This is a genomic window from Streptomyces sp. NPDC057445, assembly GCF_042802855.1.
Lineage (GTDB): Bacteria > Actinomycetota > Actinomycetes > Streptomycetales > Streptomycetaceae > Streptomyces.
Map to the genome: position 1 here is coordinate 235,785 of NZ_JBHVDH010000009.1, position 26,706 is coordinate 262,490.

General features: G+C 70.7%; 25 protein-coding genes. 11 read left to right on the forward strand and 14 right to left on the reverse strand.

Annotation, left to right across the window (positions count from 1 at the left end; translation table 11 throughout):
- Positions 1-67 precede the first annotated feature (67 nt).
- Both ACFU5O_RS21235 and ACFU5O_RS21240 read right to left on the reverse strand, forming a co-directional pair.
- On the reverse strand, positions 68-1,291 hold the full coding sequence (locus tag ACFU5O_RS21235; protein ID WP_384242642.1) for a PP2C family protein-serine/threonine phosphatase: 1,224 nt from the start codon (positions 1,289-1,291) through the stop codon (positions 68-70).
- A gap of 271 nt (positions 1,292-1,562) precedes the next feature.
- Complete coding sequence (locus ACFU5O_RS21240; protein ID WP_384242644.1) at positions 1,563-2,807, reverse strand: saccharopine dehydrogenase family protein; 1,245 nt, start codon at positions 2,805-2,807, stop codon at positions 1,563-1,565.
- Between the two features lie 130 nt (positions 2,808-2,937).
- Between ACFU5O_RS21240 and ACFU5O_RS21245 the strand changes: the two genes are divergently transcribed.
- Complete coding sequence (locus ACFU5O_RS21245; RefSeq protein ID WP_384242647.1) at positions 2,938-3,639, forward strand: TetR/AcrR family transcriptional regulator; 702 nt, start codon at positions 2,938-2,940, stop codon at positions 3,637-3,639.
- On the opposite strand, the gene ACFU5O_RS21250 is transcribed toward ACFU5O_RS21245, so the two are convergent.
- A complete protein-coding gene (locus tag ACFU5O_RS21250; RefSeq protein ID WP_384242648.1) occupies positions 3,626-3,997 on the reverse strand; it encodes an HGxxPAAW family protein in 372 nt (123 codons plus the stop codon). The two genes, ACFU5O_RS21245 and ACFU5O_RS21250, sit on opposite strands and share 14 nt — an antisense overlap.
- A 90-nt stretch (positions 3,998-4,087) precedes the next feature.
- On the opposite strand from ACFU5O_RS21250, the gene ACFU5O_RS21255 reads away from it, so the two are divergent.
- From ACFU5O_RS21255 to ACFU5O_RS21265, 3 genes are all read left to right on the forward strand, one after another.
- Entirely contained in the window at positions 4,088-4,576 is a 489-nt protein-coding gene (locus tag ACFU5O_RS21255) for a MarR family transcriptional regulator (protein ID WP_384242651.1), read from the forward strand.
- A 74-nt stretch (positions 4,577-4,650) separates the two neighbouring features.
- Positions 4,651-5,472 (forward strand): SDR family NAD(P)-dependent oxidoreductase, encoded by an 822-nt coding sequence (locus tag ACFU5O_RS21260; RefSeq protein ID WP_384242653.1) that lies wholly within the window; start codon positions 4,651-4,653, stop codon positions 5,470-5,472.
- 147 nt (positions 5,473-5,619) lie between these two features.
- Complete coding sequence (locus ACFU5O_RS21265; protein ID WP_384242656.1) at positions 5,620-6,111, forward strand: DUF3574 domain-containing protein; 492 nt, start codon at positions 5,620-5,622, stop codon at positions 6,109-6,111.
- A gap of 253 nt (positions 6,112-6,364) precedes the next feature.
- Here ACFU5O_RS21265 and ACFU5O_RS21270 read toward each other — a convergent pair whose 3' ends face one another.
- Positions 6,365-7,912, reverse strand: coding sequence for an ATP-dependent DNA ligase (locus ACFU5O_RS21270; protein WP_384242658.1), 1,548 nt, complete (start codon positions 7,910-7,912; stop codon positions 6,365-6,367).
- 119 nt (positions 7,913-8,031) lie between these two features.
- Positions 8,032-8,649, reverse strand: a complete 618-nt coding sequence (locus ACFU5O_RS21275) for a TetR/AcrR family transcriptional regulator (RefSeq protein WP_384242660.1) — start codon at positions 8,647-8,649, stop codon at positions 8,032-8,034.
- 85 nt (positions 8,650-8,734) lie between these two features.
- On the opposite strand from ACFU5O_RS21275, the gene ACFU5O_RS21280 reads away from it, so the two are divergent.
- From ACFU5O_RS21280 to ACFU5O_RS21290, 3 genes are all read left to right on the forward strand, one after another.
- Positions 8,735-9,253: a PH domain-containing protein gene (locus tag ACFU5O_RS21280; protein ID WP_384242663.1), complete on the forward strand. Its 519-nt coding sequence runs from the start codon at positions 8,735-8,737 to the stop codon at positions 9,251-9,253.
- Entirely contained in the window at positions 9,250-10,767 is a 1,518-nt protein-coding gene (locus ACFU5O_RS21285) for a PH domain-containing protein (protein WP_384242665.1), read from the forward strand. The genes ACFU5O_RS21280 and ACFU5O_RS21285 overlap by 4 nt, the downstream gene beginning before the upstream one ends.
- Before the next feature lie 76 nt (positions 10,768-10,843).
- On the forward strand, positions 10,844-11,923 hold the full coding sequence (locus tag ACFU5O_RS21290; RefSeq protein ID WP_384242668.1) for a phosphatidylinositol-specific phospholipase C domain-containing protein: 1,080 nt from the start codon (positions 10,844-10,846) through the stop codon (positions 11,921-11,923).
- 73 nt (positions 11,924-11,996) lie between these two features.
- Here the strand turns inward: ACFU5O_RS21290 and ACFU5O_RS21295 are convergent, their stop codons facing one another.
- From ACFU5O_RS21295 to ACFU5O_RS21305, 3 genes are all read right to left on the reverse strand, one after another.
- Positions 11,997-14,465, reverse strand: a complete 2,469-nt coding sequence (locus ACFU5O_RS21295) for a SpoIIE family protein phosphatase (protein ID WP_384242670.1) — start codon at positions 14,463-14,465, stop codon at positions 11,997-11,999.
- 110 nt (positions 14,466-14,575) lie between these two features.
- Entirely contained in the window at positions 14,576-15,628 is a 1,053-nt protein-coding gene (locus ACFU5O_RS21300; RefSeq protein ID WP_384242673.1) for a DUF6397 family protein, read from the reverse strand.
- Positions 15,629-15,869: 241 nt separating this feature from the next.
- On the reverse strand, positions 15,870-16,274 hold the full coding sequence (locus ACFU5O_RS21305) for a roadblock/LC7 domain-containing protein (protein WP_384242675.1): 405 nt from the start codon (positions 16,272-16,274) through the stop codon (positions 15,870-15,872).
- Between the two features lie 150 nt (positions 16,275-16,424).
- Between ACFU5O_RS21305 and ACFU5O_RS21310 the strand changes: the two genes are divergently transcribed.
- Positions 16,425-16,853 carry a PPOX class F420-dependent oxidoreductase gene (locus ACFU5O_RS21310; protein ID WP_384242677.1) on the forward strand — a complete coding sequence of 143 codons (429 nt, stop codon included), beginning with the start codon at positions 16,425-16,427 and terminating at the stop codon, positions 16,851-16,853.
- 166 nt (positions 16,854-17,019) lie between these two features.
- Here ACFU5O_RS21310 and ACFU5O_RS21315 read toward each other — a convergent pair whose 3' ends face one another.
- Positions 17,020-17,625 carry an ATP/GTP-binding protein gene (locus ACFU5O_RS21315; RefSeq protein WP_384242679.1) on the reverse strand — a complete coding sequence of 202 codons (606 nt, stop codon included), beginning with the start codon at positions 17,623-17,625 and terminating at the stop codon, positions 17,020-17,022.
- Positions 17,626-17,966: 341 nt separating this feature from the next.
- Here ACFU5O_RS21315 and ACFU5O_RS21320 point away from each other — a divergent pair, with 341 nt between their 5' ends.
- The 3 genes from ACFU5O_RS21320 to ACFU5O_RS21330 all read left to right on the forward strand — a co-directional run bounded on the left by ACFU5O_RS21320 (position 17,967) and on the right by ACFU5O_RS21330 (position 21,818).
- Entirely contained in the window at positions 17,967-19,415 is a 1,449-nt protein-coding gene (locus ACFU5O_RS21320; RefSeq protein ID WP_384242681.1) for an NAD(P)/FAD-dependent oxidoreductase, read from the forward strand.
- A 1-nt stretch (position 19,416) separates the two neighbouring features.
- Complete coding sequence (locus tag ACFU5O_RS21325; RefSeq protein WP_384242682.1) at positions 19,417-21,258, forward strand: transketolase; 1,842 nt, start codon at positions 19,417-19,419, stop codon at positions 21,256-21,258.
- 287 nt (positions 21,259-21,545) lie between these two features.
- Positions 21,546-21,818: a hypothetical protein gene (locus tag ACFU5O_RS21330; protein ID WP_384242684.1), complete on the forward strand. Its 273-nt coding sequence runs from the start codon at positions 21,546-21,548 to the stop codon at positions 21,816-21,818.
- A 78-nt stretch (positions 21,819-21,896) separates the two neighbouring features.
- On the opposite strand, the gene ACFU5O_RS21335 is transcribed toward ACFU5O_RS21330, so the two are convergent.
- The 5 genes from ACFU5O_RS21335 to ACFU5O_RS21355 all read right to left on the reverse strand — a co-directional run bounded on the left by ACFU5O_RS21335 (position 21,897) and on the right by ACFU5O_RS21355 (position 26,690).
- Complete coding sequence (locus ACFU5O_RS21335) at positions 21,897-22,067, reverse strand: hydrophobic protein (RefSeq protein ID WP_384242687.1); 171 nt, start codon at positions 22,065-22,067, stop codon at positions 21,897-21,899.
- A gap of 316 nt (positions 22,068-22,383) precedes the next feature.
- The gene (locus ACFU5O_RS21340; RefSeq protein ID WP_384242689.1) at positions 22,384-23,508 is read right to left on the reverse strand and encodes a Vms1/Ankzf1 family peptidyl-tRNA hydrolase; all 1,125 of its coding nucleotides are present in this window, start codon (positions 23,506-23,508) and stop codon (positions 22,384-22,386) included.
- 167 nt (positions 23,509-23,675) lie between these two features.
- Complete coding sequence (locus ACFU5O_RS21345; protein ID WP_384242692.1) at positions 23,676-24,233, reverse strand: type 1 glutamine amidotransferase domain-containing protein; 558 nt, start codon at positions 24,231-24,233, stop codon at positions 23,676-23,678.
- 129 nt (positions 24,234-24,362) lie between these two features.
- Positions 24,363-25,127 (reverse strand): pentapeptide repeat-containing protein, encoded by a 765-nt coding sequence (locus ACFU5O_RS21350; protein WP_384242805.1) that lies wholly within the window; start codon positions 25,125-25,127, stop codon positions 24,363-24,365.
- Positions 25,128-25,745: 618 nt separating this feature from the next.
- On the reverse strand, positions 25,746-26,690 hold the full coding sequence (locus ACFU5O_RS21355) for a nucleoside hydrolase (RefSeq protein ID WP_384242694.1): 945 nt from the start codon (positions 26,688-26,690) through the stop codon (positions 25,746-25,748).
- Positions 26,691-26,706 lie beyond the last annotated feature (16 nt).

The following is a 26,706-nucleotide window of genomic DNA, read 5'->3' on the forward strand; positions in this document are numbered from 1 at the left end:
CTTCATCACGTCCAGAATCCGCCTGGCACCGAGCCCGCGCAACAGCGGAATCGTGCCTCGGGGCCGGTCAGAGCCGGACGATGACGAGGGCGATGTCGTCACTGGACCCGGCGCTGAGGCCGAGCCGTTCCAGTACCGCGTCGGCAAGGCGTTCCGCGCCGAGCCGGTGGTGCCGGGACAGGACGTCGGTGAGCCGGGCGAGGCCCGTGTCGATGTCTTCGTCCCGCCGTTCGATGAGTCCGTCGGTGTAGAGGACGAGCGCCGCGTCGGGGGTGTACGGGCAGCTGAACTGGGGACGGTCAACGTGGGCGGGTCGTGCCCCGAGCGGCGGATCGGTGGCCTTGTCCAGGAGCTCCCAGGACCCGTCGCGGTGCAGCAGGACGGGCGGCGGATGGCCCGCGCTGCTGTAGGTGATCAGACGGCGACGGGTGTCGACCACCACTTGGGCCGCGGTGGCGGCCAGCGCGCCCTCCACGGAGCGGGCGTACAGTCCCAGCACCTCGAGCGCCTGTGCCGGCCCTTCGACCGCTCGGGTCGCGGCGCTCAACGCACTGCGGAGCATTCCCATGACGGTGGCGGCCTCGAGCCCGTGGCCCACGACGTCGCCGACGGCCACGGCGAAGCGGCCCTCAGGGAGGTCGGCGATGTCGTACCAGTCGCCGCAGACGTTCAGCGATCCGATGGCAGGCAGGTAGCGCACCGCGATGTCCTGGTGCCTGACCAGGTCGGGTGCGTGGAGCATCGCCTCCTGCAGAGTGAGCGCCACCTGGCGTTCACGGGCATGGGCATGACGCAGTTCGTCGTTGAGCCGCTGCAGCTCACGCGCCCGCGCGTAGAGCTCGGCCTCCATCTCCACTTCACGTTCGCTCGGCTTTGCGCCCGCCGTGCGCGACTGGATGAAGGCGGTCACGTCCTCGACCCGGTGAATGATCCATTCGACCTCGCCGTCCGCGTCGACGACCGGGGTGTTGATCGTCGACCACCACCGCTCCTCGAACAGGCCGGGACTGTCCACAAGGGGGATGTCGTACCTCTGCAGTGCCATCGAGTCGGGCCTGCGTGAGGCCAGGACACGATGCAGGGAGGTGCCGAGGTTCGAGACCCCGTCGGCGTCGGGATCGGCGGGGTTGTCGGGAAAGGCATCGAAGACGAACTGCCCGACGAGGTCCTCTCTCGTCCGGAGGGTCGCCCGGAGGTAGGCATGATTGACATCGACGATGACGAAACGCCTGTCGAGCACCAGATACGGGCTGGGCGTGGCGGCGAACAGCGCTGCGTAGTCGAGTCTCATGCCATCACGCGCCTGCCGTTCCCTACCTGCCGCTCACCCCCGCTCTTCGATCAATCTACGGGGCTTCCGGCGCTCTCGCGCCACGGCCGGACCGGTCTGCCGATCCGGACTGCCGTGCCGGTCCTGCCTACGGGGTCCCCCGCAGGCAGGACCGGTACGGCCGATGCGGGGCACACCGCGAGCGCGCGAGCACGCGCCCCGACGACGAAACGGCCGGTGTCGTCCGGCGCGTGCCCGCGGCCGGTCCCGTACGGCTGACGGGACCGTACGGTCAGTCCTCGCGCATCCCCCACGGCGAGCCGTACTCCGTGAGGAGATCGAGGAACGGCTGAGGGTCGAAGGCCTCCGGGCCGAGCACTCCCGCCCCCGTCCACGTCCCGTCCGCCAGGAGTTCCAGGGCGACGACGGGGTTGACGGCCGTCTGCCAGACCACGGCCTGGGACCCGTACTCCTTCATCGACCAGTCGTTGTCGACGACGTGGTACAGGTACACCTCACGGGGCTTGCCGTCCTTGGTCCCCTTGACCCAGGTGCCCGCGCAGGTCTTGCCGTGCATACGGTCGCCGAGCGTCGCCGGATCGGGCAGGCAGGCCGCGACGACGTCACGGGGCGAGACCCGCACCGGCCCGTCGGTACCCGGCACCGTGACCGGGTCGGTACGGTCGAGGCCCACCTGGTGCAGGACCCGCAGCGTGTTGATGAAGTCGCCGCCCAGCCCGTACTTGAAGGTGACACGGCCCGCGTCGACCCAGCGCGGGATCAGCAGGACTTCCTCGTGCTCGACGTTGACGCACTCGACGGGTCCGATGCCCTCGGGGAAGTCGAACACCTCCGGCTCGGTGAAGGGCGCGGTGGTGAACCAGCCGCGGTCCTTCTCGAAGACCACCGGCGGGTTGAGGCATTCCTCGATCGTGGTCCAGATGTTGAACGACGGCGCGAAGTCGTAGCCGTCCACGGTGAGGTTGGCGCCGTCGCGTACGCCGATCTCCTCGATGGTGTCGAAGAGCTGGTCCGCGGCGTAGCGGGCGAAGACATCGGACAGGCCCGGCTCCACGCCCATGCCGACAAGGGCGAGCCGGCCGGACCTGGTCCAGTCGTCCTCGAGGGAGAACTGCTCGTCACCCAGCTTGACCCCGCACTCCTCGTAGGGCCGCTCGGCATGCGGCCTCGACAGGGACATCGCCATGTCCATGTAGTGGGCACCGGCGGCGAGTGCGGCGCGGTAGAGCGGCATGACGAATCGGGGGTCGGTCGCGTTGACCAGGACGTCACAGCGCTCTCGTTCGAGCAGTTCCCTGACCGCGGACTCGTCCGACGCGTCGATGCGGGCGGCGGCGAACCGGTCTTCCGCCTCGGGGCGCGCACCCTTTCCGGGCGTGGTGACGGCCGCCACGGCCGCTTTGGCGCGTGACTCGTCGTAGTCGGCGACGATCATCCGCTCGAAGAATCCTCGGCGGGCGGCGATCCGGGTGATGGCCGTGCCCACCCCACCGGCGCCGATCAGCAATACGCGCATAGCCAGGTCCTTTCCGTTTCCCGAAGTCTGCCCGAGGCGTCGCCCCGTGCCTCGATGAAACGCAGCGGGCGCTGATACGGTCAATGGCGTTGGCATAAGGGTGACCGAGGGTGAGGACGGGGACGGGTCAATGCCGAAGAAGGTGGTACCGGAGCGCCAGAGACGTCGTCGGCGCCCCACGAAGGGCGGCGTCGTGCTCTCTGAGCGGCTGATCGTCGAGACGGCGCTACGGATGCTGCGTGAGCACGGCGGCGCCGGGCTCACGGCGCGGCGGCTCGGAACGGCTCTGGGGGCCGATCCGAGCACGCTCTACCGCTACTTCCGGGGCATGGACGAACTGACGCTGGCGGTCGGGGACGAGCTGATCGGCCGGGCCCTGCGCGGCTGGTCGCCGTCGGAGGACTGGCAGGCGGACCTGCGCGAGTTGGGCCTGCGGATCCATGCCGCGTACCTCGCCCATCCGCAGGCCGCGGTGCTGACGGCGAGCCGGGTCTCCGGAAGAGCGCATGAGATCGCCTCGGACGAGACCATCCTGGGCGTGCTGCACAGGGCCGGCTTTCCCACACCCGACGCGGTGCGTGTCTATCACTGCTTCATCGACCAGACGCTGGCCTTCGCCGCCCTCGACGCGGCTGCTCTCGCGCTGCCGGAAGCGGCCCGCCGGGCGGACGAGGCCGTGTGGCAGGCCACCTACGCCCGACTGCCCGCGAGCTCGCATCCTCATATCGCACCGGCGGCCCCGCACCTGATCGCGGAGATGAACGTCAGCGCCTACCCGGCGGCGCTCGACATGCTCATCCGCAGTGCCGCGGCGCAACTCACGGCGTCGTGACGGGGGCAGCCGCCGGCCCGGGTTCTGCGACCCGCGCGGGATCGGTGACCGTCGCGGGGCGCTTGCCCGCCATACGGCAGCCGAGGCAGTCCGGATGCCCGTGCCGCGCGGAGCGGTCGCGCACGCGCCAGGACCATTCGTGCCGCGGGCGCGGTCCGCTCGGCTTGCCCCAGCCGGCGAGGTGGAGCGCCCAGGTCACGACGGCGGCCAGGGCGGTGATGCCCCCGCCCAGCAGGGTGAGCGGCAGTGACACGGCGGCGACGGCGACCCCCACGACGCCGAGGCCGACGAGCGAGATCGCCGTGCCGGTCCATCCCGCCACGGTGTGGCCGAGGTCGACATCCCCGTGTGCGCTCATGGCTCCCCTTCCCAGTGGCCGGAGATAGGCTCGGACCAGAGAAATTTTATCTCACGAACTAAGTTACTTAGACAGTAAGGGAAAATCTCGGTGGATGGCAAGGCGCGCCCCCGCGCCACCGCGGAACAGGCCCACGCCCAGATGGATCACCTCGTCGCGCTCGGGATCGTCGCCCAGCACGACGTCGCACAACGGCTGGGACTGAACGTCACCGACCTCACCTGCCTCGGCTTCGTCCTGGAGGCCGAGGCGGCCCAGGAACCCCTCACCGCGGGGGAACTGGCACAGCGGGCGAACCTCACCACAGGGGCGATCACCGGCGTGATCACCCGGCTCGAACGCGCGGGATACGCCCATCGCCGCAGCGATCCCGGCGACCGCCGGCGAGTGCGGGTCGTCGCCGACGAAACCGCCGCGGCGCGCCTGTTCGAGGTCTACGAGCCCAACTACCTCCGAATGGCGGACCTGTTCGCCGATTACTCCCCCGAGGAGATCGCGGTGCTCTCGGACTGGTTCACGCGCGCGACCGAGATCATGCGCGCATCACTGGAGGAGGTCCGCAGCAGCGGAACGGACTAGACAGCTCCCGGTCCGGCGCCCGGGCACATAGGCTCCCCCTGCATGTGCTCGATCACTCCGGAGGCACAACCACCGTGGCAGACCAGCGAGTTTTCATCATCACCGGCGGAGGGACGGGCATCGGGGCGGCCACCGTGCGGCTGTTGCGCGCGGACGGTCACCACGTGGTGATCTCCGGGAGACGCCCCGAGCCGCTGTTCGCGATCGCGCGGGAGACAGGGGCCCTGGCGCACCCGGCGGATGCCGCCGACCCGGGAGCCGTCCAGAGCCTCGTGGACGCCGCTGTGACCGCGTACGGCCGGCTGGACGGGCTCGTGCTCAATGCCGGTGTCGGACGTGCGGGTGCCGTCGGGGATCTGGCGGACGAGGACTGGGAGGCGGTGATGCGGACCAACGTCACCGGGCCCTTCCTCCTGCTTCGCGCCGCCCTGCCGCAGTTGCTCCGCGCACGTGGTTCGGTCGTTGCCGTCGCGTCCGTGTCCGCGCTGCGCAACGGGCAGGCCAATGCGGCGTACGCGACGTCGAAGGCGGCACTGCTCCAGCTGTGCCGGTCGGTGGCGGTGGACTACGGACGGCAGGGCGTGCGGGCCAACACCGTGTGCCCGAGCTGGGTACGTACGGAGATGGCCGACCGGCGTATGGCCCGCTTCGCCGAGGAGGCCGCACTGGGCGACGGCGGGGTGCAGGCGGCATACGAGGAGGCGACCCGGCTCATTCCGGCGCACCGGCCCGGCGAACCGCACGAGGTCGCCGAGGCGATCTCGTGGCTGCTCTCCCCCGCCGCATCGTTCGTCAACGGGGCAACACTCACGGTGGACGGCGGAGTGACCGCCGTGGATCCCGGGACCCTCGCCTTCGGCCACCGGATCGAACCCCGTACCACCGACGGCGGTTGAGGCCACGGGGGCCGCCGGTCCGGGTCACCTGATGGGAGTCCGGGTCACCTGATGGGAGGAAGTTCCCGGCCGGTCCCGGCGATCGAAGCTCCGGCAGCCGGCGCGCTGCCAGAGTGAGGGCGCACCCCTCTCCCGAAGGAGTCCGCTGTGCCGCTCAGGCTCGCGCCCACCCGTCTCGCCGTCGCGACCGCCGCTGTCGCCGCCCTCGCCGCAGGAACTCCCGTCGCGTATGCGGCACTGGACGCGGACCGGGCCGGTGCCCAGGAGCGGGCCGGCGTCGCGGACCGGTCCGCTGTCGCGGAGCGGGGTCAGCGGTACGTCGAGACGCGTCTGTTCTTCGGGACCGAGCGGCCGGACGGCGGACCCGCGGTCACGGAGCGGCAGTTCAGCGCCTTCGTCGACCGGCATGTGACGCCCGCCTTCCCGGACGGGCTCACGGTCCAGGACGGGCAGGGCCAGTGGCGCGACGCCGCCGGGGCGATCGAGAGGGAGCGGTCGTACGAGCTGATCCTTTTGTACCCGGCGGCCGAAGGCAGCAGCCGCGACCACAGTGTCGAGGAGATCCGCGCGACGTATCGGAGGCTGTACGGACAGGAGTCCGTCGCCCGCCTCGACCAGACCGTTCATGCGGACTTCTGACGCGAAGCCCCGGGCGTAGCCGAGACGGGGGCGATCTCCCACATGAAGGAAGCCTGATTCCTCCCGTCGGGATCATTGCGCAGCAGGAGCAGCCTCGAGGCGCTGTCGGGCAGGGACGCAAGATGGTTTATCGTTCATCTAGACGCGGGTGCGAACAACGGGACACCTCTGCGCGTACGCACCCGCCCCAGAGCCGCCCCGGCCGGCCTCCCCCGACCGGCCGGGGCTTCCCTTCGTTCCAGGCGCCCTCCCCTCAGGACGAGTCCCGCTCGGCGAAGGCCAGGACCTGCTCGATCGTGTCCGCCTCCGCCGCGGTCTTGTCGGGGCGGTGACGCAGCACACGCGCAAATCGCAGCGTCACGCCCCCGGGGTAGCGCGTGGAGCGCTGAAGGCCGTCGTAGGCGATCTCGACGACCAGCTCGGGACGGACATGTACGACGAAGCCGTCGTCGGAGATCGCCAGTTCGCGCAGCTGATCGGTCTGCCGGCGCAGCATCGCGTCCGTGAGCCCCTTGAAGGTCTTGCCGAGCATGACGAAACCGCCGTCGGCCGCGCGGGCGCCGAGGTGGAGATTGGAGAGCAGTCCGGTGCGGCGGCCGTGCCCCCATTCGGCGGCCAGGACGACGAGGTCGAGGGTGTGGACGGGTTTCACCTTGAGCCATGAGCGCCCGCGCCGGCCGGCCACGTAGGGGGCGTCCAGGGCCTTGACCATGACGCCCTCGTGGCCGCGGTCGAGGGTTGCGGCGAGGAACTCGTCGGCAGCACGCAGTTGCTCCTCGGACCCGGGATCGTCCACGACGACGCGGCGCACCCGCATGGGTTCGGCGACGAGGCGCGCCAAGGCCGCATGCCGCTCGCGGCCGGGCAGATCGAGCAGATCGACGGCGTCGGCCGCCAGGATGTCGAAGAAGACCGGGGACAGGGGCAGCGCGGCGGTCGCCGCGGCCACGTCCGTGCGGGAACCCACGCGCGAAGCGATGTCCTGGAACGGCAGGGGCCTGCCGGACGGGTCGAGTGCGATCACTTCGCCGTCCAGGATGAACCGGTCGCCCGGCAGATCACGCACGGCGGCGACGATGTCGGGCAGCCGTCCGGTGATGTCATCGAGGGAACGGGTGTGAATGCGCACATCCTCGCCGGAGCGGTGGACCTGGATACGGACGCCGTCCAGCTTCTCCTCGACAGAGCAGGCCCCGACCGCCTGGACGGCGTCGGCGACCGATGTCGCGGTGTGGGCGAGCATCGGATGCACGGGGCGGCCGACATGCAGCCGGAAGGACGCGAGGACGGCGGGCCCCTCGGCGAGCAGGGCCTCTGCCACACGGGGCAGGGAACCCTCGACCATGACCGCGCGCCGCACTTCGCCGGCCGGGGCACCTGCCGCTTCGGCGACGCCTTCCAGCGCTACGGCGTCCAGGGCCCCTTGGCGCACCTCGCCCGTCAGCAGCCGGAGCATGAACTCCTGCTCCGGGCCGGTCGCTGCACCCATGAGTTCCCCGACGAGCCGCCTGCGTCCGGCCTGGGCACCCGCTCCGGCGACCTGCGCGAGCGCGGTGAACGCGGCATCGGCGTCGGCGACGGTAAGGCGCGGCTCGGCCGCCGGCTCCACCCGGTCCTTGAGGACGCTCCAGCCGACGCCCAAGCGCCCCTGGGGGAGCCGTCCCGCGAGGTAGGAGATGACGAGCGCGACCTCACCCGGCCGGGCGTCCGCGAACAGCGACGCGAGCGCCGCGATCTTGCGGGTACGGGACGGCTCGGCGGCGACCTGTCGTGACACGTCCGCGATACGGGCCAACAGCATGTCGCCATCGTGCCCGCCTGGAGCGAGCCGCGCACGTGCTGACGACGGGCGGTGGGACGGGCGCGCGGAGGACGCCCGGAGACGGACGGAAGGGGGCCGACGGCCGAGCCCGGCGGCTGTCAGCCGGCGGTGCCGAACAGCCGCTCCAGATGGCGGTCGAGCAACCGCAGCGCCTCCTCGGGTGAGTGGACATTCAGCAGCGTGTACGCCGTCAGTCCGTCGACCAGGCCGATGAGAATCATCGCCTCGTCCTCGGCGACGATCCCGGCAGGCAGCTCATCCCGTTCCGCGGCCCTGCGCAGAAGTCCCGCGAAGAACTCGCGAAGCCTCGGAATGCCCTCCTGAGCCTCGGAGCTGAGCCGCTCGTCATGGACGGCCCGTCCGAAGTAGGCCGCGGCGACGAGCTGCCCGATGCGGCTGCGTTCGTCCAGGGGCAGCATCCCGGCGAGGGATTCGCGCAGCACGAAGCGGGGCGAGGGCTCCTCCGGCAGATCGGCTGCGGCCTTCTCGATGCGTTCCCTGATGCGCCGGTCGGCGAGCTGACTGATCTGCCGGAGCGCGAAGAGCAGCATCTCGTCCTTGGAACGGAAGTAGTGCTGGAGCCTGCCCAGCGAGATCCCGGCCTCGGCGGCGACCTCGCGCAGACTCACTCCGTCGAGCCCTCGTGTACTAGCGATGCGCCAGAGCGCATCGGAGATCTCCTGACGCCGCTCCTCATGATCCACCTTCTTGGGCACGGTCTGCCTCGCTCCCTTTTACAAGTCACTTGTACCGTTGTAACGTATCGGCGCCCAATACAGTTGACTTGAAAACGGGGGTCTCATGTCCACGCCTGCCGCGCCGCTCCTGCGACCACCCCGCTTCGGGGTCGATCCCCGCGCCCGGCGCTGGTGGACGATGCAGGCACTGCTCTCGGTCAGCGGGCCCGTGCTGCTCGTGGCGCTCACGCTCGCGACGCTCTCCGCGCTCTTCTTCGCCGGAGCGCTGCCGTGGCTCGGCCCACTGCTGCTGGTCACGCTCGTCGTTCCCGCGCTGGTGTACATGACGGTCATGCCTCGCCTGCGCTGCGCGGTGCACGGCTGGGAGCTGGGCACGTACGCCGTCTACTCGGCCAGGGGCTGGCTGTGGCAGCAGCGGCGTATCGCACCGCTGTCCCGGGTGCAGACCGTCGACACCGTGCGCGGCCCGGTCCAGCGGCGGTACGGACTTGCCACGCTCACGGTCACCACGGCCTCCACGGCGGGAGACATCAGGATCTCCGGACTGTCGGAGGCCGATGCCGAAGAACTCTCGCGCCGTATCGGCGAAGCCGCACAGGCAGTCCAGGGGGAGGCCACGTGACCGCGCAGGCGGCTTCCGAGGCCCCGCCCGCGTCCGTTGCCTGGCGCCGGCCCGATGCGCGGACCCTCCTGGTGCGGTGCGGCTGGCTGGCGCCACCACTCGGGTCGGTGACACTCACGACACTCGCCACCGGCGGGCGGATCGGCACCGGTGGATGGATCACGCTCGCCGTCATCGCCGCGGCATTCGCCGTCGTCACGTCGTACGGGGTGCTCGGGTGGAGCCGCACGCGCTACCGCCTCACCGGCGACTCGCTCGTCCTGCGCAGCGGGGTGTTCAGCCGACGGCTGCGGACCGTGCCGCTGCGGCGCGTCCGCAGCGTCGACGTCACCGCCACACCGCTGCACCGGCTGCTCGGCCTCGCGGTCGTTCGCGCGGGCTCCACCACCTCGCACGGGGGTCGAGGTGACATCACCCTGAACGCGGTCTCCCGGGGTGAGGCCCTGCGGCTGCGGTCAGCACTGCTCGCACACACCGCCCGCCGGACTCTCGGCGGCGACCCGGTCCTGGCCCGGCTCGACCGGCGCTGGCTGCGCTATGCCCCGCTCACCTTCTGGGTGATCGGCGGGGTCGGCGTGGCGGCGGGCACGGTCTACCGGATCCTGGACGCGGCCGGGATCGAGCTGTGGCGCGTGGCATTCGTCCGGCGAGCCTTCAGCGAGTTCGGCAGCAGTGTGCTGTGGCTGACCGTCCCCGGCGCCCTGCTGGCCGTCGTCGCCGTCGGCTCGCTCGGCGCGCTCGCGCTGTACGCCGAGAACTGGTGGGGTCTGCGCACCGAGTGGAGCGACGACCGCACGCTGGCCGTGCGGCGGGGCCTGCTCACCACGCGCTCGGTCGCCATCGAACGCGCGCGGCTGCGCGGAGTGATCCTCCGCGAGCCGTTGCTGCTGCGGGCCGCGGGCGGGGCGAGCGTGCACGCCGTCGCAGGCGGCCTCGGCGACCGCGAGCAGACCCGCAGACGCAGCGCGCTCCTGCCGCCCGCTCCGCGCGGGCAGGCACTGAGGGTTGCGGCCGGTGCGCTGCGTGCGGCACAAGCGCCCTTCGAGGGTGCGGAGTTCACCACGCACCCGCCGGTGGTCCTGCGCCGCCGGGTGATGCGTGGGCTGCTGCTGTTCGTCGTGCCGGGCACGGTCGTACTCGTGCTTGCAGGGCTGCTGCTCGCCCCTGTGCTTCTGCACTGCGCCTGGGTGTTCACCGTGGCCTCCGTACCACTGATGTGGGGCCTGGCCCGTGACGCGAGCCGCAACCTCGGTCATGCCGTGCGCGGACGCCATCTGCTGGTGCGTTCCGGTACGTTCACCCGGGACACACTCGCACTTGAGCGTGACGCGATCCTCGCGTGGACATTCACTTCCTCGCCGTTCGCCCGGCGGTCCGGTCTGGTCACCGTCACCGCGGCCGTGGCGGCGGGTGAGCACGGCTACCGCATCCCCGATCTGGCGGCGCGTAAGGCGCCGTCGTTCGCGGCCGCGGCGGCACCCGGGATCGTCGAGGAATTCCTTCAAGTCGCCTGAACATCTGCCATCCTTCACTCAACTCCCCTAATCTGCCGTCAATTTGCTCCACTCCCGACACAGCAGGCAGGGGACCATGAGGAAGCTCTCGCGTACGGCTGTGCCCGCGGTCGCAGCAGTATTACTGGGTATCGTGCTCGCACCGGCCGGGGCGCAGCCGGCCGAAGCACATGACGCGGCGGCAGGACCGGCGTACTCGTCCACCACCTGGGTCGGCGTCCACAACGCATACGAGAAGGCGAAGTTCCCGTACTTCGCGGACGCCCTCGACTCAGGTGCCGGAATGCTCGAACTGGACCTCTGGACCAATGTGTTCGGCAGATCGTGGCGGGTCTCCCACAGCAACCCGGTGGGCAACGACAACAACTGTGTGAACGCGGCGACCGCCGCCGAGCTGCGTACCAAGTCCCGCAACCAGGACCTCGGCGGCTGCCTCTCGGACATCCGGGCCTGGCACGACGCCAACCCCGGCCACCGGCCCATCCTGCTCAAGATGGAGCTCAAGGACGGCTTCCAGAGCAAGAACGGCCGCGGACCGGCCGCCCTCGACGCCCTGCTGGCCTCCCGGCTCGGTGACGCGCTGTTCCGTCCGTCCGATCTGGCCGGCGCTCACCCGAACCTCGACACCGCCGTGCGGGCCCAGGGCTGGCCCGCCCGTTCCGACATGGCCGGGAAGTTCGTGGTCGAGCTCATCCCCGGCACGGTCGAGCAGGGCAACCCGTTCGACACACTGTGGACCGACCGTGAGTACGCCGAGCACCTGCGCGGGCTGGCCGCGGCCGGCCGGCTGAGGGAGGCCGCCGCGTTCCCCGCAGTCATCAACGCACAGGCCGGCGATCCGCGCAGCCGGTACAAGGACCCCTCCATCCGTCCCTGGTTCGTGATCTTCGACGGCGATGCCTCCACCTATTCGGGAGGCACCATCGACACCGCCTGGTACGACCGGAACCACTACCTCGTCGTCATGACCGGCGCGGCGGGCGTGGCACCGGCCATCGACGGCACGCATCCCACCGAGGCGCAGGCTCGCGACCGTGTCGCGCTGCTGGCCGGACGGTACGCGAGCGTCGTCTCGGCGGACTGGTACCCGCTGCCCTCGGTCCTGGCCACCGTGGTGCCGCGGGGTACGGCAACCACAGCCGGCACACGGCGGTAGAACCCGTCTGTGTCACCGGCCTCGGCCGGGGCCGGTGACACGAACCGCGGGTGTAACGCGGCGACCTCGCGCGTCAAGGGCCATCGAGATCGATGAGAGGCGGGGACCCGCCGTCGGGGTAGTGCTGCTCGGCCCAGATCGTCTTTCCGGTACGTGCCTGGCGCGTCCCCCAGCGTTGCGTGAGCTGGGCGACGAGCATCAGGCCCCGCCCTCCCTCGTCGAACGTGCGCGCACGACGAAGATGGGGGGCGGTGTTGCTGCCGTCGGAGACTTCGCAGATCAGGGTGCGGTCCCGGATGAGACGCAACTGGATGGGCTCCGATCCGTAGCGGATGGCGTTCGTCACCAGCTCGCTGACCACCAGTTCGGTGGTGAACACCGCTTCGTCGAGACCCCACTCTGCGAGCTGTTCGGAAGCCGCCCTGCGGGAACGGGCGACCACGGCGGGATCCCGGGGCAGGTCCCAGGTGGCCACCTGGCCGCGGTCGAGTGCTCGGGTACGAGCCAGCAGCAGGGCGACATCGTCTTCGGGAGGACCCGGCACCAGAGTCTCGAGCACGGTGTCGCAGATGGTGTCGAGAGAGGAGGACGGGTCGGCGAGCGCGTCGGCGAAGGCACGCTGCCTCGCGTCGACGTCGCGGTCCCGGGCGTCGACGAGGCCATTGGTGTAGAGGCCCAGAAGGCTTCCTTCCGGCAGCTCTATCTCGCTCGCTTCGAAGGGAAACCCGCCGAGTCCCAGTGGAGGGCCGGGCGGCAGGTCAAGGAACTCGACCTCGCCTCCGGGTGTGACCAGCGCCGGTGCCGGATGGCCGGCACGTGCCAGGCTGCACTGGCGGGACACGGGGTCATAGACGGCATACAGGCAGGTCGCACCGACGTCGCCATCGCTGTTCGTATCGGCTTCGCCGCCTTCGGCCTGCACCCGCCGGTCCTCGGACAGACGCACCACCAGGTCGTCGAGGTGGGCGAGCAGCTCGTCGGGAGGCAGATCGATATCGGCAAGGGTGCGTACGGCGGTGCGCAGTCTGCCCATGTTCGCGGAGGCCCTCATCCCATGACCGACCACGTCACCGACGACCAGTGCGACGCGTGCGCCGGACAACGGGATCACGTCGAACCAGTCCCCGCCGACGCCGGCCCTGCCGCCCGCCGGGATGTAGCGGGAGGCGACGTCGACGGCGTTCTGCACGGGCACGACCTGCGGAAGGAGGCTGCGTTGCAGGGTCAGCGCGTTGGACCGCTCCCCCACATAGCGGCGTGCGTTGTCGATGCACACAGCGGCACGCGCCGTGATCTCCTCGGCGAGCAGCAGATCGTCCTCCGTGAACGGCGCCGGTTGCCTGTGGCGGGTGAAGGCCGCCACACCAAGGGTCACGCCACGCGCCCGCAACGGGACGAGCATCAGCGAGTGGGTACCCACCGTCCGGATGCGCTCGGCGCGGACCGGGTCGTGGGACGCCCACCGCGCCATGGCCGTATCGGTCAGTTCATAGATCGCGGACCGGCCGGCCGACACCGACTCGGCCGGCGGGGAGTGCTCGGGATAGACGGCTTCGCCCCCCACCGGCACCACGACCTCCGGCGTGCCGTCGAGGACCGAACTGTGCGCGGCGCGGTGCAATGTGATCGAGCCGGTCAGAGCGGCGGGCGAGGGTTCGTCGCCGCGTTCGAGGAACGTGAGCAGGTCGACGCTGGCGAAGTCCGCGAGCTGCGGTACGGCCGCATCGGTCAGCTCCTGGGCCGTGACCCGGACGTCGAGAGTGCTGCCGATGGCTCTGCTCGCCTCGTTGACCAGGACCAGGCGCTGCCGGGCCCGGTACTCGTCGGTCAGGTCGTGCGCTCTCAGACAGACGCCCTGCATCTGACCGGACCGGTCCTGGAGGGGTATGAGGGAGACCGCCCAGGAATGCCGCCCTCTCCTTCCCGGAACCTCCAGCTGTGTCGTCACATGCTGCGTCTCGCCGCTGCCCAAAGCCTGGCGCATGGCCCGCTCGACGCTGTCGCTGTCCTCCGCCGGCACGATCTCGGGCGTGCGCAGCCCTCGGATGACCTCCTCCCGGAGGTCGAGCGCCCGCTCCATGGCCCGGTTCACACGGACCACCCGCAGGCCGGTGTCATAGACGGCCATCGGAAGGGGCTGCTCAGTGAATGCCAGTTCCCGGAGGCTGCCTTCGTCGGCGCCGTCCTCGGGCAACACCGCGGACACTATGAGCCACTCACTGTCGCCGGCCGAGTTGGTCCGGCGGTGCGCCAGCAGGCTCACGTCCAGCGGACGACCGTCACCGTGACGCAATGCCACCGCCGCGGTCCAGCGCCGCCTACCCCCGGTGACGTGTGCCCAGACATGCTCCGTGACGGGCCGTGCCAGCAGCTCGACAGCCGGGCGGCCGATGACGTCGCGTGACGAACAGCCCAGCAGACGCGCGGCCTCCGGGCTCCATCCCGTGATGCAACCCGTCCCGTCCGTGGTGGCCGCGGCTGTGTAGGCCTCGGCGAGAAGAGCAGGCGCGCGATTGTGGCGCGACGCATGCGGGCGTGTCACTTCAGCGAATCTATCACCGGTGGTGGGCATCAGCCCGATTTACGCCCGGCGGTGCGGACGGCCCCCGCATCCGTGCCGGACACGGCCCACGGCCCCCGGCCGGCGGCACCTCAGCCGGGGGATGACGGCGACGGCTTGCGCAAGCGCAAGCGCGCAAGCAGCCCCTTGGAGACACGCCTTGCCGAAGCCCGGTGTCTCCCTCCGGTGTCCCTGCCTGCCCTTTCAGGAAGGTGCCAGTCGCTGCCGGGCGCCGTGCGATCCGGTACTCCGCGCGGGACCGGGGCCGAGAGCGCACCGGGTCTCGTACCGGTGTCGGCGCCGGTGCCACTGCCACTGCCGGGCAGCGGTGCCCTGCCCGCGGAGTCCGGATGCGGCACCCGCAGCCACTCGCCGTCCGGACGGGGCGCCGGGCCCGAGGCCCTTGCATCGTCCACCGCCAGGGCCAGGCTCATCCGGTGCCAGAGGATCTCGTCGGGGTCGTCCGCCAGCAGCAGACGGCCGGTGATCTCGCGGACCGCGGGGAACTCCGTACGCCCGAACGGCGCGGCAGGTCGGAGCCGTTCCAGATGCGCACGCTCGTACGGGTCGTCCACCACCTCGGCCACCTGCACCGGATCGAGGAGTGACGCGATCGCCGCCGCACGCGCCCATGGCCCCGGCGACTGCCGCAGCAGGATGCCCAGGCGGCGTCCGCGCCAGTTGCGGCCGCGCCAGTCCTCACCGGCGTCGAGTCCGGCCCGTAGCGCCGCCGGCAGTCTCCCGTCGAGCAGCTCGGGGTGCCGGGCCGCGAACTCCTTGAGTTCCGCTGCCAGATACAGCCAGACCACCGCCCGGTAGCGGTTCAGATAGAACCTGACCGGGATGATGTGCCCCGCGCGGGCCAGCCTCGTGAAGCGGCCGGGTGAGGCGGAGATGAGCCGGGCGGCGTCGGCCGTGCCGACGGTCCTGACCCGCTCGCGCAGCGCGTCAGGGAATCCGTCGGCCGCTCGCAGCCGGTCGATCTCCTCCTGGGGCACGCCGACCCTGCCCGCGGTCCTTCCCGGGGTGGTGCGGATGTAGCCGAGCTGCACCGCGAGGTCGAACTCGCCGCGTTTCAGCTCCAGTGCCGTCGCCGCCCGCGTGAAGGCCACGGCTGTGGGCGTACCCGTGGTGGTGTCGGTCATTTCAGTTCCCCCGTACTCCCGCGGTACTCCCGCGCTCCGGTACTCGCCGTAGGCGACGAGCACTCTCTGTGACGAGAGTAGGCCCGGGGAACGAGATCCCGCCGGGCCTGTGGAAAACCTCGGTCCGGCCTCTCGACACAGGTCAGATGTCGTGGAGGCCGGCAGGTCGGAGGTCTAGGAGGCCGGCGGGACCCGGCGCTCGGGCCGGGGCGGCCCAGCAAGCCGCGCCGGGAGCCGAAAGCTAGAGCGTCGCGCGGCCCGGCTGCCGGGCCTCCACCGCGAGATGCTCGCCCACTCGGTTCACCAGCAGGGTCATCTCGTAGGCAACCTGGCCGACGTCGGCCTCCGCCGCGCTCAGCACACACAGACAGCTGCCGTCGCCGGCCGCGGTGACGAACAGCATGGCGTCGTCGAATTCGACCATCGTCTGCCGCGCCTTGCCGGCCCGGAAGTGCCGTCCCGAGCCCCTGGCCAGACTGTGCAGCCCCGAGGAGACGGCCGCGAGATGCTCCGCGTCCTCCCTCACGAGGCCGCTGCTCGCCCCGGTGACCAGGCCGTCGTTGGAGAGTACAAGTGCGTGCCGTATGTACTCGACCCGCTTGGTCAGGTCGTCCAGAAGCCAGTCGAGCCCCTTGTCCAGCGCCATGTCCGGTCCTCCCCGTTCACGTGTTCCCTATTGCCCCGCGTTTCCAGTAAGCCTTCCTCACCGGCCTCGTACGGGCAAGGAGTCATCCAGGGCGCACGAAGGCGGGGAGCCTCCTTCGCCGTACGGCCCCCGGCGCCGAAGATGGCGGACATGCCGAAGCACATGACTCAAGAGGAATGGCGTGCGTTCGTCTCCGAGGGGACGCGCACCGGGAAGCTGGCGACCGTGAACGCGGACGGCAGCCCGCATGTGGCACCGGTCTGGTTCCTGCTCGACGGTGACGACATCGTCCTCAACACAGGGAAGCAGACCGCGAAAGGCCGTAATCTCGCGCGGGACGGGCGGGTGGCACTCTGCGTCGACGACGACCGGCCGCCGTTCTCGTTCGCGGTGATCCGGGGACGCGTGGAACTCAGCGAGGACCTTGCGGAGTTGCGTCACTGGGCGACAAGGATCGCGGCGCGGTATGTGGGTGAGGCGCTTGCGGAGGAGTTCGGCGCGCGCAACGGCGTACCCGGAGAGCTGCTGGTGCGGGTGCGCATCGAGAAGGTGGTCGCCGAGGCCGATCTGGCCGGCTGACGCAGACCGGCCCGTGAGCGCGGTCCCTGAGCACGGTGCCCCGTGAGCGCGGTCCCTGAGCACGGTGCCCCGTGAGCGCGGTCCCGAGCGTGGTGCGGTGTCCGGGCGCGCTGCGGTGTCCGGACGTGCACCGGCGGTCCGGCCGGCCCCGTCGTCCCCGGCGTGATCAGCCGACCGAGTTGAGCAGCCGGGCGGTATGCATCCGCCCGGCGTACTCGACAAGGCGGATGAGTACCTCCTTGCCCGAGTCCCGGTCGCGTGCGTCGCACAGCACGACAGGGGTCCCGCGGTCGAGGTCGAGCGCGCGGGAGACCTCGTGTGCGCCGTATGTGCGGGCTCCGGGAAAGCAGTTGACGGCGATGACGAAGGGAATGCCGCGGTGCTCGAAGTAGTCGACGGCGGGGAAGCTGTCCTCCAGCCGCCGTGTGTCGGCCAGGACGACGGCTCCGAGCGCCCCCTGCGACAGCTCGTCCCACAGGAACCAGAAACGGTCCTGGCCCGGTGTGCCGAAGAGGTAGAGGGACAGTCCTGAGCGGATGGTGATGCGTCCGAAGTCCATGGCCACGGTCGTCGTTGTCTTCCGGTCGACTCCCCCGGTGTCGTCGACGGTCTCTCCCGCAGCGCTGAGCTGCTCCTCGGTACGCAGCGGACGGATTTCGCTGACCGCTCCGACAAGGGTCGTCTTGCCGACCCCGAAACCACCGGCGACCAGTATCTTCAGCGCGAGAGCGGCGGATTCTCCGCCGGTGCTGCCGGAGAGCTCGGAGGACATGGATCACTTCTCTCATCGGATATGCGCCGACAGGCGGAAGCCCCAGGTCAGAGGCGCCCCGGAAGACGGCGGGAGCAGCGAGGGCCCGACACCAGCACATGTGTTCTGTGTGGCGTGAGCAGTATGGCAATCCGGGCCGTGACCGGGGCGTTGAGATCGATTTTTGCGTGATGTGACTGTTCTGTTTCCGGAAGATGCCCGGATGAATTCACAATTCGCGTGGCCTCGACAGGACGACGGAGGGACGCTGGTTTAGGGGGGCACTGGACGGGCACCCGGATCGTCCCGTTCATCGCATGCCCTCATCACGCTGGAGGCGATTCTCCGTGCAGGCGCCGGACATGCAGACCCCCGATATCCCGGCCTCGGGTGCGCAGGCCGAAGAGCAGCAGGCCCTGAAGCCGTTCCGGGGCGCAGTGCCCCGGATCGTGATCGTGGGGGCCGGATTCGCCGGTCACCGGACCGCGAGGAGGCTGTCGCGGATACTCGCCAAGGAGCGGGTGGAGATCGTCCTCCTCAATCCCACCGACTACTTTCTGTATCTGCCACTGCTGCCCCAGGTGGCCGCCGGGATCCTCGAGCCCCGAAGGGTCACCGTGTCGCTGGCGCACACCCTCCCCCGGGTACGGCTCGTACTCGGGGAGGCGTCCCAGGTCGATGTGGACGGACGTCGTGTGGAGTACACGGATCCGGAGGGCAGGCACCGGGAGTTGACGTACGACCGGCTCGTGCTCGCGGTCGGCAGCGTGAACAAGCTGCTGCCCGTGCCGGGAGTCGCCGAGTACGCGCACGGCTTCCGTGGCATGCCGGAGGCGCTGTTCCTGCGTGACCACATCACGAAGCAGACGGAGCTCGCCGCCGAGACGACCGATCCCGAGGAGTACGCGTCCCGCCGCACGTTCGTGGTGGTGGGAGCGGGCTACACGGGGACCGAGGTCGCCGCACAGGGCAAGCTCTTCACCGACGCGCTGCACGCGCAGTTGGCCCGCCCGAAGGCACCCCAAGAGGCTGCCGGGCAGTCGCGATCGGCCCCGCCACGCTGGCTGCTCCTCGACGTCGCACCCAGGGTGCTTCCCGGGCTCGACCAACGGTTGTCCGACACCGCGGACCGTGTGCTGCGCGGCCGGGGTGTGGAGGTGCTGATGGGAACGTCCGTCAAGGAGGCCACCCCGACCGGGGTGTTGCTGGACAACGGTGAGTTCGTCGCGACGGGGACGCTCGTCTGGTGTGTCGGCGTCCGGCCGGATCCGCTCGTCGAGGCAGTCGGCCTGCCCGTCGAAAGTGGCAGGCTGTGCGTCACCCCGCGGCTGAACGTACCCGGCCGCCCGGAGGTCTTCGCCTGTGGGGACGCGGCCGCTGTGCCCGACCTGACCCGGCCCATCGCCGGGGACGGCGGTGGCCGGGGCTACGAGCTGACGCCGATGACCGCGCAGCACGCCAGCCGTCAGGGGAACGCCGCGGCGCGCAATGTCGCGGCTTCCCTGGGGTTCGGCGAAGCCCGCCCGTACAAGCACCACGACCTGGGGTTCGCCGTCGACCTGGGAGGGGTGAAGGCGGCGGCCAACCCGATGGGCGTCCCCCTGTCGGGCCCGCTGGCGGGTGCGGTCACCCGCGGGTACCACCTGGCGGCGATGCCGGGCAACCGGGTGCGCGTGGCGGCCGACTGGCTGCTCGAAGCGGCGCTGCCGCGCCAGGCGGTGCAGCTCGGTCTGGTCCCCGAGTGGTCGGTGCCACTGGACTCGGCCTCGCCCGAGCTCGCACATTTCCCCAAGGCGCACACCAAGGAGTGACATGCGGTACGAAGAACTGGCCGAGCTCGGCCAGCAACTACGGATCGACGCGGTGCGGGCGGCCGACGCCGCGGGCTCGGGTCATCCGACCTCGTCCATGTCGGCGGCCGACATCGCGGCCGTACTCCTCGCCAACCATCTGCGCTACGACTTCGACGACCCGGGCCATCCCGCGAACGACCGGCTCATCCTCTCCAAGGGGCATGCCTCGCCCCTGCTGTACGCCCTCTACAAGGCGGCGGGAGCGATCGACGACGAGGAACTGCTGAGGTTCCGGCGGCTCGGCAGCCGCCTCGAAGGGCATCCCACACCACGGCTGCCCTGGGTGGACGTCGCCACGGGCTCGCTGGGCCAGGGCCTGCCGGTGGGCGTCGGCACGGCCCTCGCCGGAAAGTACCTCGACCGGATCCCGTACCGGGTCTGGGTGCTGTGCGGCGACAGCGAGATGGCGGAGGGCTCGGTCTGGGAGGCCGTCGAGCACGCCGCGTACGAGCGGCTCGGCAATCTGACGCTGATCGTCGACGTCAACCGGCTCGGGCAGCGCGGGCCCACCCGCCACGGGCACGATCTCGACGCCTACGCCCGCAGGCTGAAGGCCTTCGGCTGGCACACGGTCGAAGTCGACGGACATGACGTCGAAGCCGTGGACAAGGCGTTGGCGGAAGCAGCCGGCTCCGAGGAACGTCCGACCGCGGTCATCGCCGCCACCTACAAGGGGCGGGGCGTCGCCGCCGTGGAGGACCAGGAGGGCAAGCACGGAAAGCCGCTCCCCGATGCGGACGCCGCGATCCGGGAGCTCGGCGGCCCCCGTTTCATCGGGGTGGAGGTGCAGTCGCCGCCATCCACACGGTCTGCGGACCGGGACAAGGGCCGGCCGGAGCTGCCACGCTTCGACCGCGGCTCCAAGGAGGCGACCCGCACGGCGTACGGGCGGGCCCTGGCGGCGCTCGGCTCGGCACGGGACGACATCGTCGCGCTCGACGGCGAGGTCAGCGACTCGACGCGGGCGGAGTACTTCAAGAAGGAGCATCCGGACCGGTTCTTCGAGTGCTACATCGCGGAACAGCAGCTCATCGCCGCGGCGGTGGGGCTCCAGACGCGCGGCTGGGTGCCGTACGCATCGAGTTTCGCGGCGTTCCTGACCCGTGCCCACGACTTCGTGCGGATGGCGGCGGTGAGCCGGGCCGGGATCAATGTCGTCGGCTCGCACGCGGGGGTGGCCATCGGCCAGGACGGCCCGTCGCAGATGGGTCTCGAGGATCTGGCCATGTTCCGCGCCGTGCACGGTTCGACCGTCCTGTACCCGTGCGACGCGAACCAGACGGCGCGGCTGGTGGCGGCCATGGCTGACCTGGAAGGCGTCCGCTATCTGCGCACCAGCCGCGGCGAAACGCCCGTCATCTACGAACCCGACGAGGAGTTCCCGGTCGGCGGGAGCAAGGTGCTGCGCAGCAGTGAGGACGACCGGGCCACGATCGTCGCCGCGGGCCAGACCGTCCATGAGGCGCTGCGCGCCTCGGACGCACTGGCCGCGGACGGAATTCAGGTCCGGGTGATCGACCTCTACTCGGTCAAACCGGTGGACGTGGAGACGCTCAACGACGCGGCCGGCGCGACGGGATGCATCCTCACGGTCGAGGACCATCATCCGGAGGGCGGGATCGGCGACGCCGTCGCGGACGCGTTCGCTGACGGCCGTCCGGTGCCCCGGCTGGTCCGTCTGGCCGTGCGCAACATGCCGGCATCGGCGACGCCGGAGGAGCAGATGCGCGCCTCGGGCATCGACGCGGAGGCGATCTCGGCGGCAGTGAAACTTCTGGTCGAGCGGGTCGTCGTGCGCTGAGGGGACCAGGGCTGAGCGGCCCCGGGAGGGTGCCGGGCATCGGTGGGTTGCGCTCTCGGTGCCCGGCAACGGCCCGGACCTCCGCCCGGCCTCCCGTTGCGTACCGGAAGATCGATCGGAGTACCCGGGGACGCCGAGCATCGCCGGTGTGAGGGCCGGACGCCGCACGGTGGAGATCCGTCGGACCGGAAGGTTCTGTTCGCGTCGGACGGTTTCACCAAAGCCGATCTCGTCGACTCCTACCGTTCGATCGATCTCACGGCACACGCTGCCGCATCTTCCTGGATGTGCAGCGCAACGGCTATGCGCATGCGCAGACCGCCGTGGCGCCGTTCTCCGTGCGGGCGCTCGACGGCGCGCCGGTCGCCACGCTCATCGGCCGGGACCAACTGGACGATCCGGAACTGACGTCACGTCGCCGGACCATCGTCGATGTGGCGGAGCAGGCCGATGCGGACCCACGGAATGGGGGGTACTGCGTCGCGGAAGGGCTCCGGCCCGAGCAAGGCGCCGGCTCGACGCGGGCCCTCGGGGTGGCGTCGCCCCGGCGACGGCGTTGAGCGCACAGGTTGAGCGGCAGCGGCTGCTGTGAACAACCGGCGCTCGGCGGAGATCGTGTGCGTCACCACATGCCTGTGCTACCAGCGGTACCAACGTGACCTCGTGCCCGCGGCTGTCGTACTCCGCATGAGGAAGCCGAGCAGCCAGATCACCAGAACCACCAGCGCGATCCACCACAGCACTTTCACCGCGAAGCCTGCTCCGAAGAGCACAAGGGCAAGCAGCAGAACGAGAAGGATCGGAACCATTTGTCTGCACCTCCGCCCTCCGGGTGCCCCCAATCCCTCGGCATACACCGTGAGTTCCCGCGAACGCTAAGGAGGCAAGCGGCGGCAGCACTCCGACCGCGGGACGCGACCGACCGTTCTGGTCGCCCTGGCCGCAAACCTCGTCATCGCCGTCGCCGAGGCCGTCGGCGGTCCGGTCGCCTCGTCCTCCGCGGTGCCGTCGGAGACCGCCTACTCGGTTGCCGACAGTGTCGGTGAAGTCCGCTGGACCGGAGGTCGACCATGTCTTCCTCGACATCACGGAAGCGCCGCCGGACACGAGGCACTGGAAACCGTGTCAACGCCGGCGCAGCAGCGCGCCGAGGCCGCCGGCCGGTACGCCGGGCCCGACGGCGTACCGGCCGTCGGTGCCGTCCGCCGGATGCACGCGCAGTACGTCGGCTCCGTCCACCGCGGCCGACCGCAGCAGGGCGTCGTCGGCGCGCGCGGGCCGGGGCTCGTGTTCACCGAGGTAGCGCGTGGCGCCACGGCGCATCGCGATCTGGTCGGGCTCGGGGCCGACCCACACCTCGCGCCGGACGTCGGGTCCGTCCGGCCGTACGAGCAGTTCGGCGATCCGCTGCTCGCGTGCCGCCTCGACGAGTGCGAGGACGCCCTGGGCCCTGGCCGTACCTGGTGCGCGGAAGTGGTCGAGCTCGGCCTCCTCTGTGCGGCGCGCATGTTCCTGGCGGGCACGTTCGACGTCCGCGTCGGGGAGCCGCATGCCGGAGCCACGGACGGGTCGGCCCGGTTCCACCCCGACGCTGAGCGAGCGCAGTGGCTTCGGCAGCCGCTGCATGACGGCACGGCGTTCGCCGTCTCCGCCGACGAGGACGATCAGGTCGGCGCGGGCCTCCTCCTGGCAGAGGGCGAGCGCGGCTGCGACCTCACCGCCGCCGTCGTCCCAGGCGTTCTCGACCCTCATCCGGAAGTGGCGCTCCGACCAGCCGGCGGTCGCGGTGCGATACAGGGGCCAGTCCTTGCCCTCGGCCTCGCCCGACGCGTGGCTGCCGAGCGGGCCGCGGAGTTCGAAGGCGGCCCCCTCGCGGTCGATGTACGCGACAAGACAGACCGGCTCACGGACACTGAGATCCAGCAGCGGGGTCACTCGGGGCAGTACCGACCAGTGGACCTCGTCGACCGGCGGCGACACCGTGAGGGGCGGGTCGAGTACGACCTGCCCGTGGGTGGCGTAGACGGCCCGTCCGACCGCCCCCACGGATACCGGCCACTCGGTCAGCGCTGCGTGGACCGCCCTGCCCGTGGCCGCGTCGGCCCCTTTGAGTCCCAGCTCCCGGCAGACCTCCCGCGCGGCGCGTTCCTGCTGCCCCGGTGTCGCTTCGTCCGCGGCGGGCGTCGCGACACAGATGCTCGCCCAGGGGCCCGGGCGTTCGTAGAGAGGCGTGAGATGGGCGAGTCGCATGGCTGCACTCCGCGGACTTCGGGTCTTCATGGCCCTGCGGGCACCCGAACGGCATCGGGCGACGGCCGGTCTATGAGCGTGGCGGTCGTGACCGCGGCGCGGGCACCGGCGGGCTCCCGGCCCGCGCCTTCGGCCACAAGCTGTCGGTCACACAGGGTGCCGACCCCTCAGCGTGCCGCGCCCGTCCCTGCTTCCTCCTTGGCGAATTCGGCGGTGAAGGCCGAACAGAACGCATCGAGGTCGGCAGGCTTCCGACTGGTGATCAGGGTGTTCGGGCCCTCGTGGCAGATCTGCACCTGCTCGTCGACCCAGATGCCTCCCGCGTTGCGGATGTCCGTGCGCAGGCTGGGCCAGGAGGTCAGTACCCTGCCGCGCAGCACATCGGCTTCCACGAGTGCCCAGGGAGCATGGCAGATCGCGGCGACAGGCTTGCCCTGGTCGAAGAACGACCGTACGAACGCCACAGCCTTCTCGTCCATCCGCAGCGCATCGGGGTTGGCGACGCCTCCGGGCAGAATCAGGGCGGCGTAGTCGGTCGCGGTGCGGGGAACGACCAGGTCGACGGGAAAGACGTCGGCCTTGTCGAGGTGGTTGAAGGCCTGGACACGGCCTGGCTTCGTGGAGAGCAGGAGGGGTGTGTCGCCGGCGTCGGCGACAGCCTGCCAGGGCCGCGTGAGCTCGATCTGTTCGACGCCTTCCGGCGCCATGAGGAAGGCGATGTTCATGGTGGTCCTCGCTCCTCTCCCCCGTATCGCGTGTGCCGGTCCGGCCGGGGCCGGAGCACGGCCTGACACGGGACCTACGTACCCCCGTAGCGCGTGCCTATGCCCGCGGAGCTGCGACGATGGACGATGCTACGACGACCAGTGCGCGGGGCGGGTCAGCGACCGGGGCAGCTTCACCTGCCCGTCGCCCCTGGCCTGCTGGAGCTGGGGCTGAGTCACGAAGATGCTGCCGGTGAGATCGGCACCACCGAGGTCCGCGTCGCGCAGGTCGGCTCCCAGCAGATCGGCCAGGCGCAGGTCGGCGCCCGTGAGGTCCGCGGCGATGAGGCAGGCGCCGCGCAGGTCCGCGCCCCGGAGGTCGGCACCGGCGAGCCGGGCCCCCGGCAGGTCCGCGCCCCGTCGGTTCTTCCTGCGACCGGGTCCGGCCTCGGCTCGCACGAGCTCGCTCGCGCGCAGGAGCACTTCCCCCACCTGCCCGCGGTGGGAGGGCACGTCGACAGTCAGGAGGGCGGCGGCGTCCTGCCGGGCAAGCGCTTCGGTCTTCTCGAGGAGGCGTCGGACGCGGGCGTGGAGCGGCGCGGCTGCGGGAAGTGTCAGCGCTTCGTCCAGATACCAGAGCAGTTCGTGGAGCTGCCGCATCACAGGGAAGACGTCGAACATCTCGCGGGCCGTGTCCGGAGCTTCCCGCCAGCTCCGCCCGCCGAAGGTCGCTTGCGAGACCCTCTGACCGGCTCCGAAGCAGTCGTAGACGGTACAGCCGGAGAAGCCGCGCTGCCTGAGGCTGGTGTGAATGCCGCAGCCGAAGTCTTCCCGGAGGTTGGTGCAGGGCCGGCCCGCGGGCTTGTCGACGGCGAAGTCGGCCGATGCCGAGAAGGGCAGGGCGACGCAGCACAGCCCGAAGCAGCTGCCGCAGTCGGCCCGAAGCGCCGGCTGTTCCGGAACGGTGACGGGCTCACGCGCGTCGTGTACACCCCGGGTGACGGGGCCTTCATGGGTGTCGCGACCATCGCGTGTGTCGGGCACGGAGCGGTTCCTCTTTCCTGATTCCGGTCGGGTTTCCTGAGACCTGGTCGAGCCGGGCTCTCCAGTGTCTCCCGGACGGCGGAGCCGCCCGAGCGGGGGCGTCGCACAGGCACCGGGGCGCCTCTGTCCCGGCTGATCAGCCGCTGCTGCGGGGCGAGCTGGTGCCGGATGCAGGGCAACCCGCGCGGCGCGATTCCACCGCGCGTCGGCGTCGGCCGGTTTCGCAGCCGGACGGGAGCGGGCACGGCGCCTGCCGTTGACGGGGGTTCGCGGACACTCCGCACCACCGCGCGCCGAGGCCGGCCGGCGCTCGGTGCCTGCCTTCCCCTAGGGTCTTTCGTTCGGATCAGGCCGGATCAGTGAGCGGGGTCTGGCGGCGTGCATCGCAAGGCGGAGGAGGGAGTCCACGCGGAGCGTCGGCGACTGACGACAACGCAGCGAGGTGCGGTGCCAGGGCACGCGAACCCGGCAAGATCCGAACGAGAGGCCCTAGACCTCCCGCTTCCCGAGGGTGCCGACCGCGGCGATGACACGGTCCCAGAACCTCTCACTGTCCAGGCCGACCGCCACCTGAGCGTTGACGGGCCGGTCCAGATACCGGTGGAGATCGACGACGGTCGCCCCGCGCGTGTGCTGTCCGCGCAGTTCGACCGCCACGCTCGCCTCGGCGCACTGCACGATCGAGGCGTCGATGACACGGGCCACCGCGACCGGGTCGTGCAGGGGCGGGGCTTCGAAGCCCCACAGCCGCCGGTAGGTGGAGGCGAAGTAGGTCAGCAGCTCGGCACAGATACTGCCGAGTTCGGTGCCCAGACCTTCGAATCGGGCGACCACGTCAGGTGTGGCGAGCGCCTGGTGGGTGACGTTGAGCCCGCACATGGTGACGGGCAGGCCGCTGCGGAAGACGATGTCGGCGGCCTCGGGGTCGACGTACATGTTGAACTCGGCGGCCGGTGTGCGGTTTCCGCGGTCGGTGGAACCGCCCATGAGGACGATCTCCCGGATGTGCGCGGCCGCGTCGGGATACCGGGTCAGCAGCAGGGCGATGTTGGTCAGCGGGGCGGTCGGGACGAGAGTGACCGGCTCCGGGTGTCCGGTCAGAATCCGGTACATGAGGTCGACGGCGTGCTCGGGGACGGCATCGACGGTGGGTTCACCGAAGCGCGGGCCGTCCATGCCCGATTCGCCATGGACGTCGTCCGCCACATACAGCGGCTGAACGAGCGGCCTCGCGCAGCCGGCCGCGATGGGAACGTCGTCGATTCCGGCGGCAGTACAGATCCGGCGGGCGTTCAGGGTGGTCTTCTCGACCACCTGGTTGCCGGCGACCGTCGTGATCGCGAGCAGGTCGATCGCGGGATCCCCGGCAGCGAGCAGGATCGCGACGGCATCGTCGTGCCCGGGGTCGCAGTCGATGATGATCGGGACAGGCACGGTACTCCTCGGGGTC

Excerpts from the sequence above, each read along its gene's own strand:
- ACFU5O_RS21250 (WP_384242648.1), bottom strand. The coding sequence starts at position 3,997 with ATGAGCGCACACGGGGATGTCGACCTCGGCCACACCGTGGCGGGATGG.
- ACFU5O_RS21315 (WP_384242679.1), bottom strand. The coding sequence starts at position 17,625 with ATGTCCTCCGAGCTCTCCGGCAGCACCGGCGGAGAATCCGCCGCTCTC.
- ACFU5O_RS21335 (WP_384242687.1), bottom strand. The coding sequence starts at position 22,067 with ATGGTTCCGATCCTTCTCGTTCTGCTGCTTGCCCTTGTGCTCTTCGGA.
- ACFU5O_RS21270 (WP_384242658.1), bottom strand. The coding sequence starts at position 7,912 with ATGCTGTTGGCCCGTATCGCGGACGTGTCACGACAGGTCGCCGCCGAG.
- ACFU5O_RS21235 (WP_384242642.1), bottom strand. The coding sequence starts at position 1,291 with ATGAGACTCGACTACGCAGCGCTGTTCGCCGCCACGCCCAGCCCGTAT.
- ACFU5O_RS21310 (WP_384242677.1), top strand. The coding sequence starts at position 16,425 with ATGCCGAAGCACATGACTCAAGAGGAATGGCGTGCGTTCGTCTCCGAG.
- ACFU5O_RS21305 (WP_384242675.1), bottom strand. The coding sequence starts at position 16,274 with ATGGCGCTGGACAAGGGGCTCGACTGGCTTCTGGACGACCTGACCAAG.
- ACFU5O_RS21245 (WP_384242647.1), top strand. The coding sequence starts at position 2,938 with ATGCCGAAGAAGGTGGTACCGGAGCGCCAGAGACGTCGTCGGCGCCCC.
- ACFU5O_RS21325 (WP_384242682.1), top strand. The coding sequence starts at position 19,417 with ATGCGGTACGAAGAACTGGCCGAGCTCGGCCAGCAACTACGGATCGAC.
- ACFU5O_RS21240 (WP_384242644.1), bottom strand. The coding sequence starts at position 2,807 with ATGCGCGTATTGCTGATCGGCGCCGGTGGGGTGGGCACGGCCATCACC.
- ACFU5O_RS21320 (WP_384242681.1), top strand. The coding sequence starts at position 17,967 with ATGCAGACCCCCGATATCCCGGCCTCGGGTGCGCAGGCCGAAGAGCAG.
- ACFU5O_RS21300 (WP_384242673.1), bottom strand. The coding sequence starts at position 15,628 with ATGACCGACACCACCACGGGTACGCCCACAGCCGTGGCCTTCACGCGG.
- ACFU5O_RS21290 (WP_384242668.1), top strand. The coding sequence starts at position 10,844 with ATGAGGAAGCTCTCGCGTACGGCTGTGCCCGCGGTCGCAGCAGTATTA.
- ACFU5O_RS21345 (WP_384242692.1), bottom strand. The coding sequence starts at position 24,233 with ATGAACATCGCCTTCCTCATGGCGCCGGAAGGCGTCGAACAGATCGAG.
- ACFU5O_RS21280 (WP_384242663.1), top strand. The coding sequence starts at position 8,735 with ATGTCCACGCCTGCCGCGCCGCTCCTGCGACCACCCCGCTTCGGGGTC.
- ACFU5O_RS21340 (WP_384242689.1), bottom strand. The coding sequence starts at position 23,508 with ATGCGACTCGCCCATCTCACGCCTCTCTACGAACGCCCGGGCCCCTGG.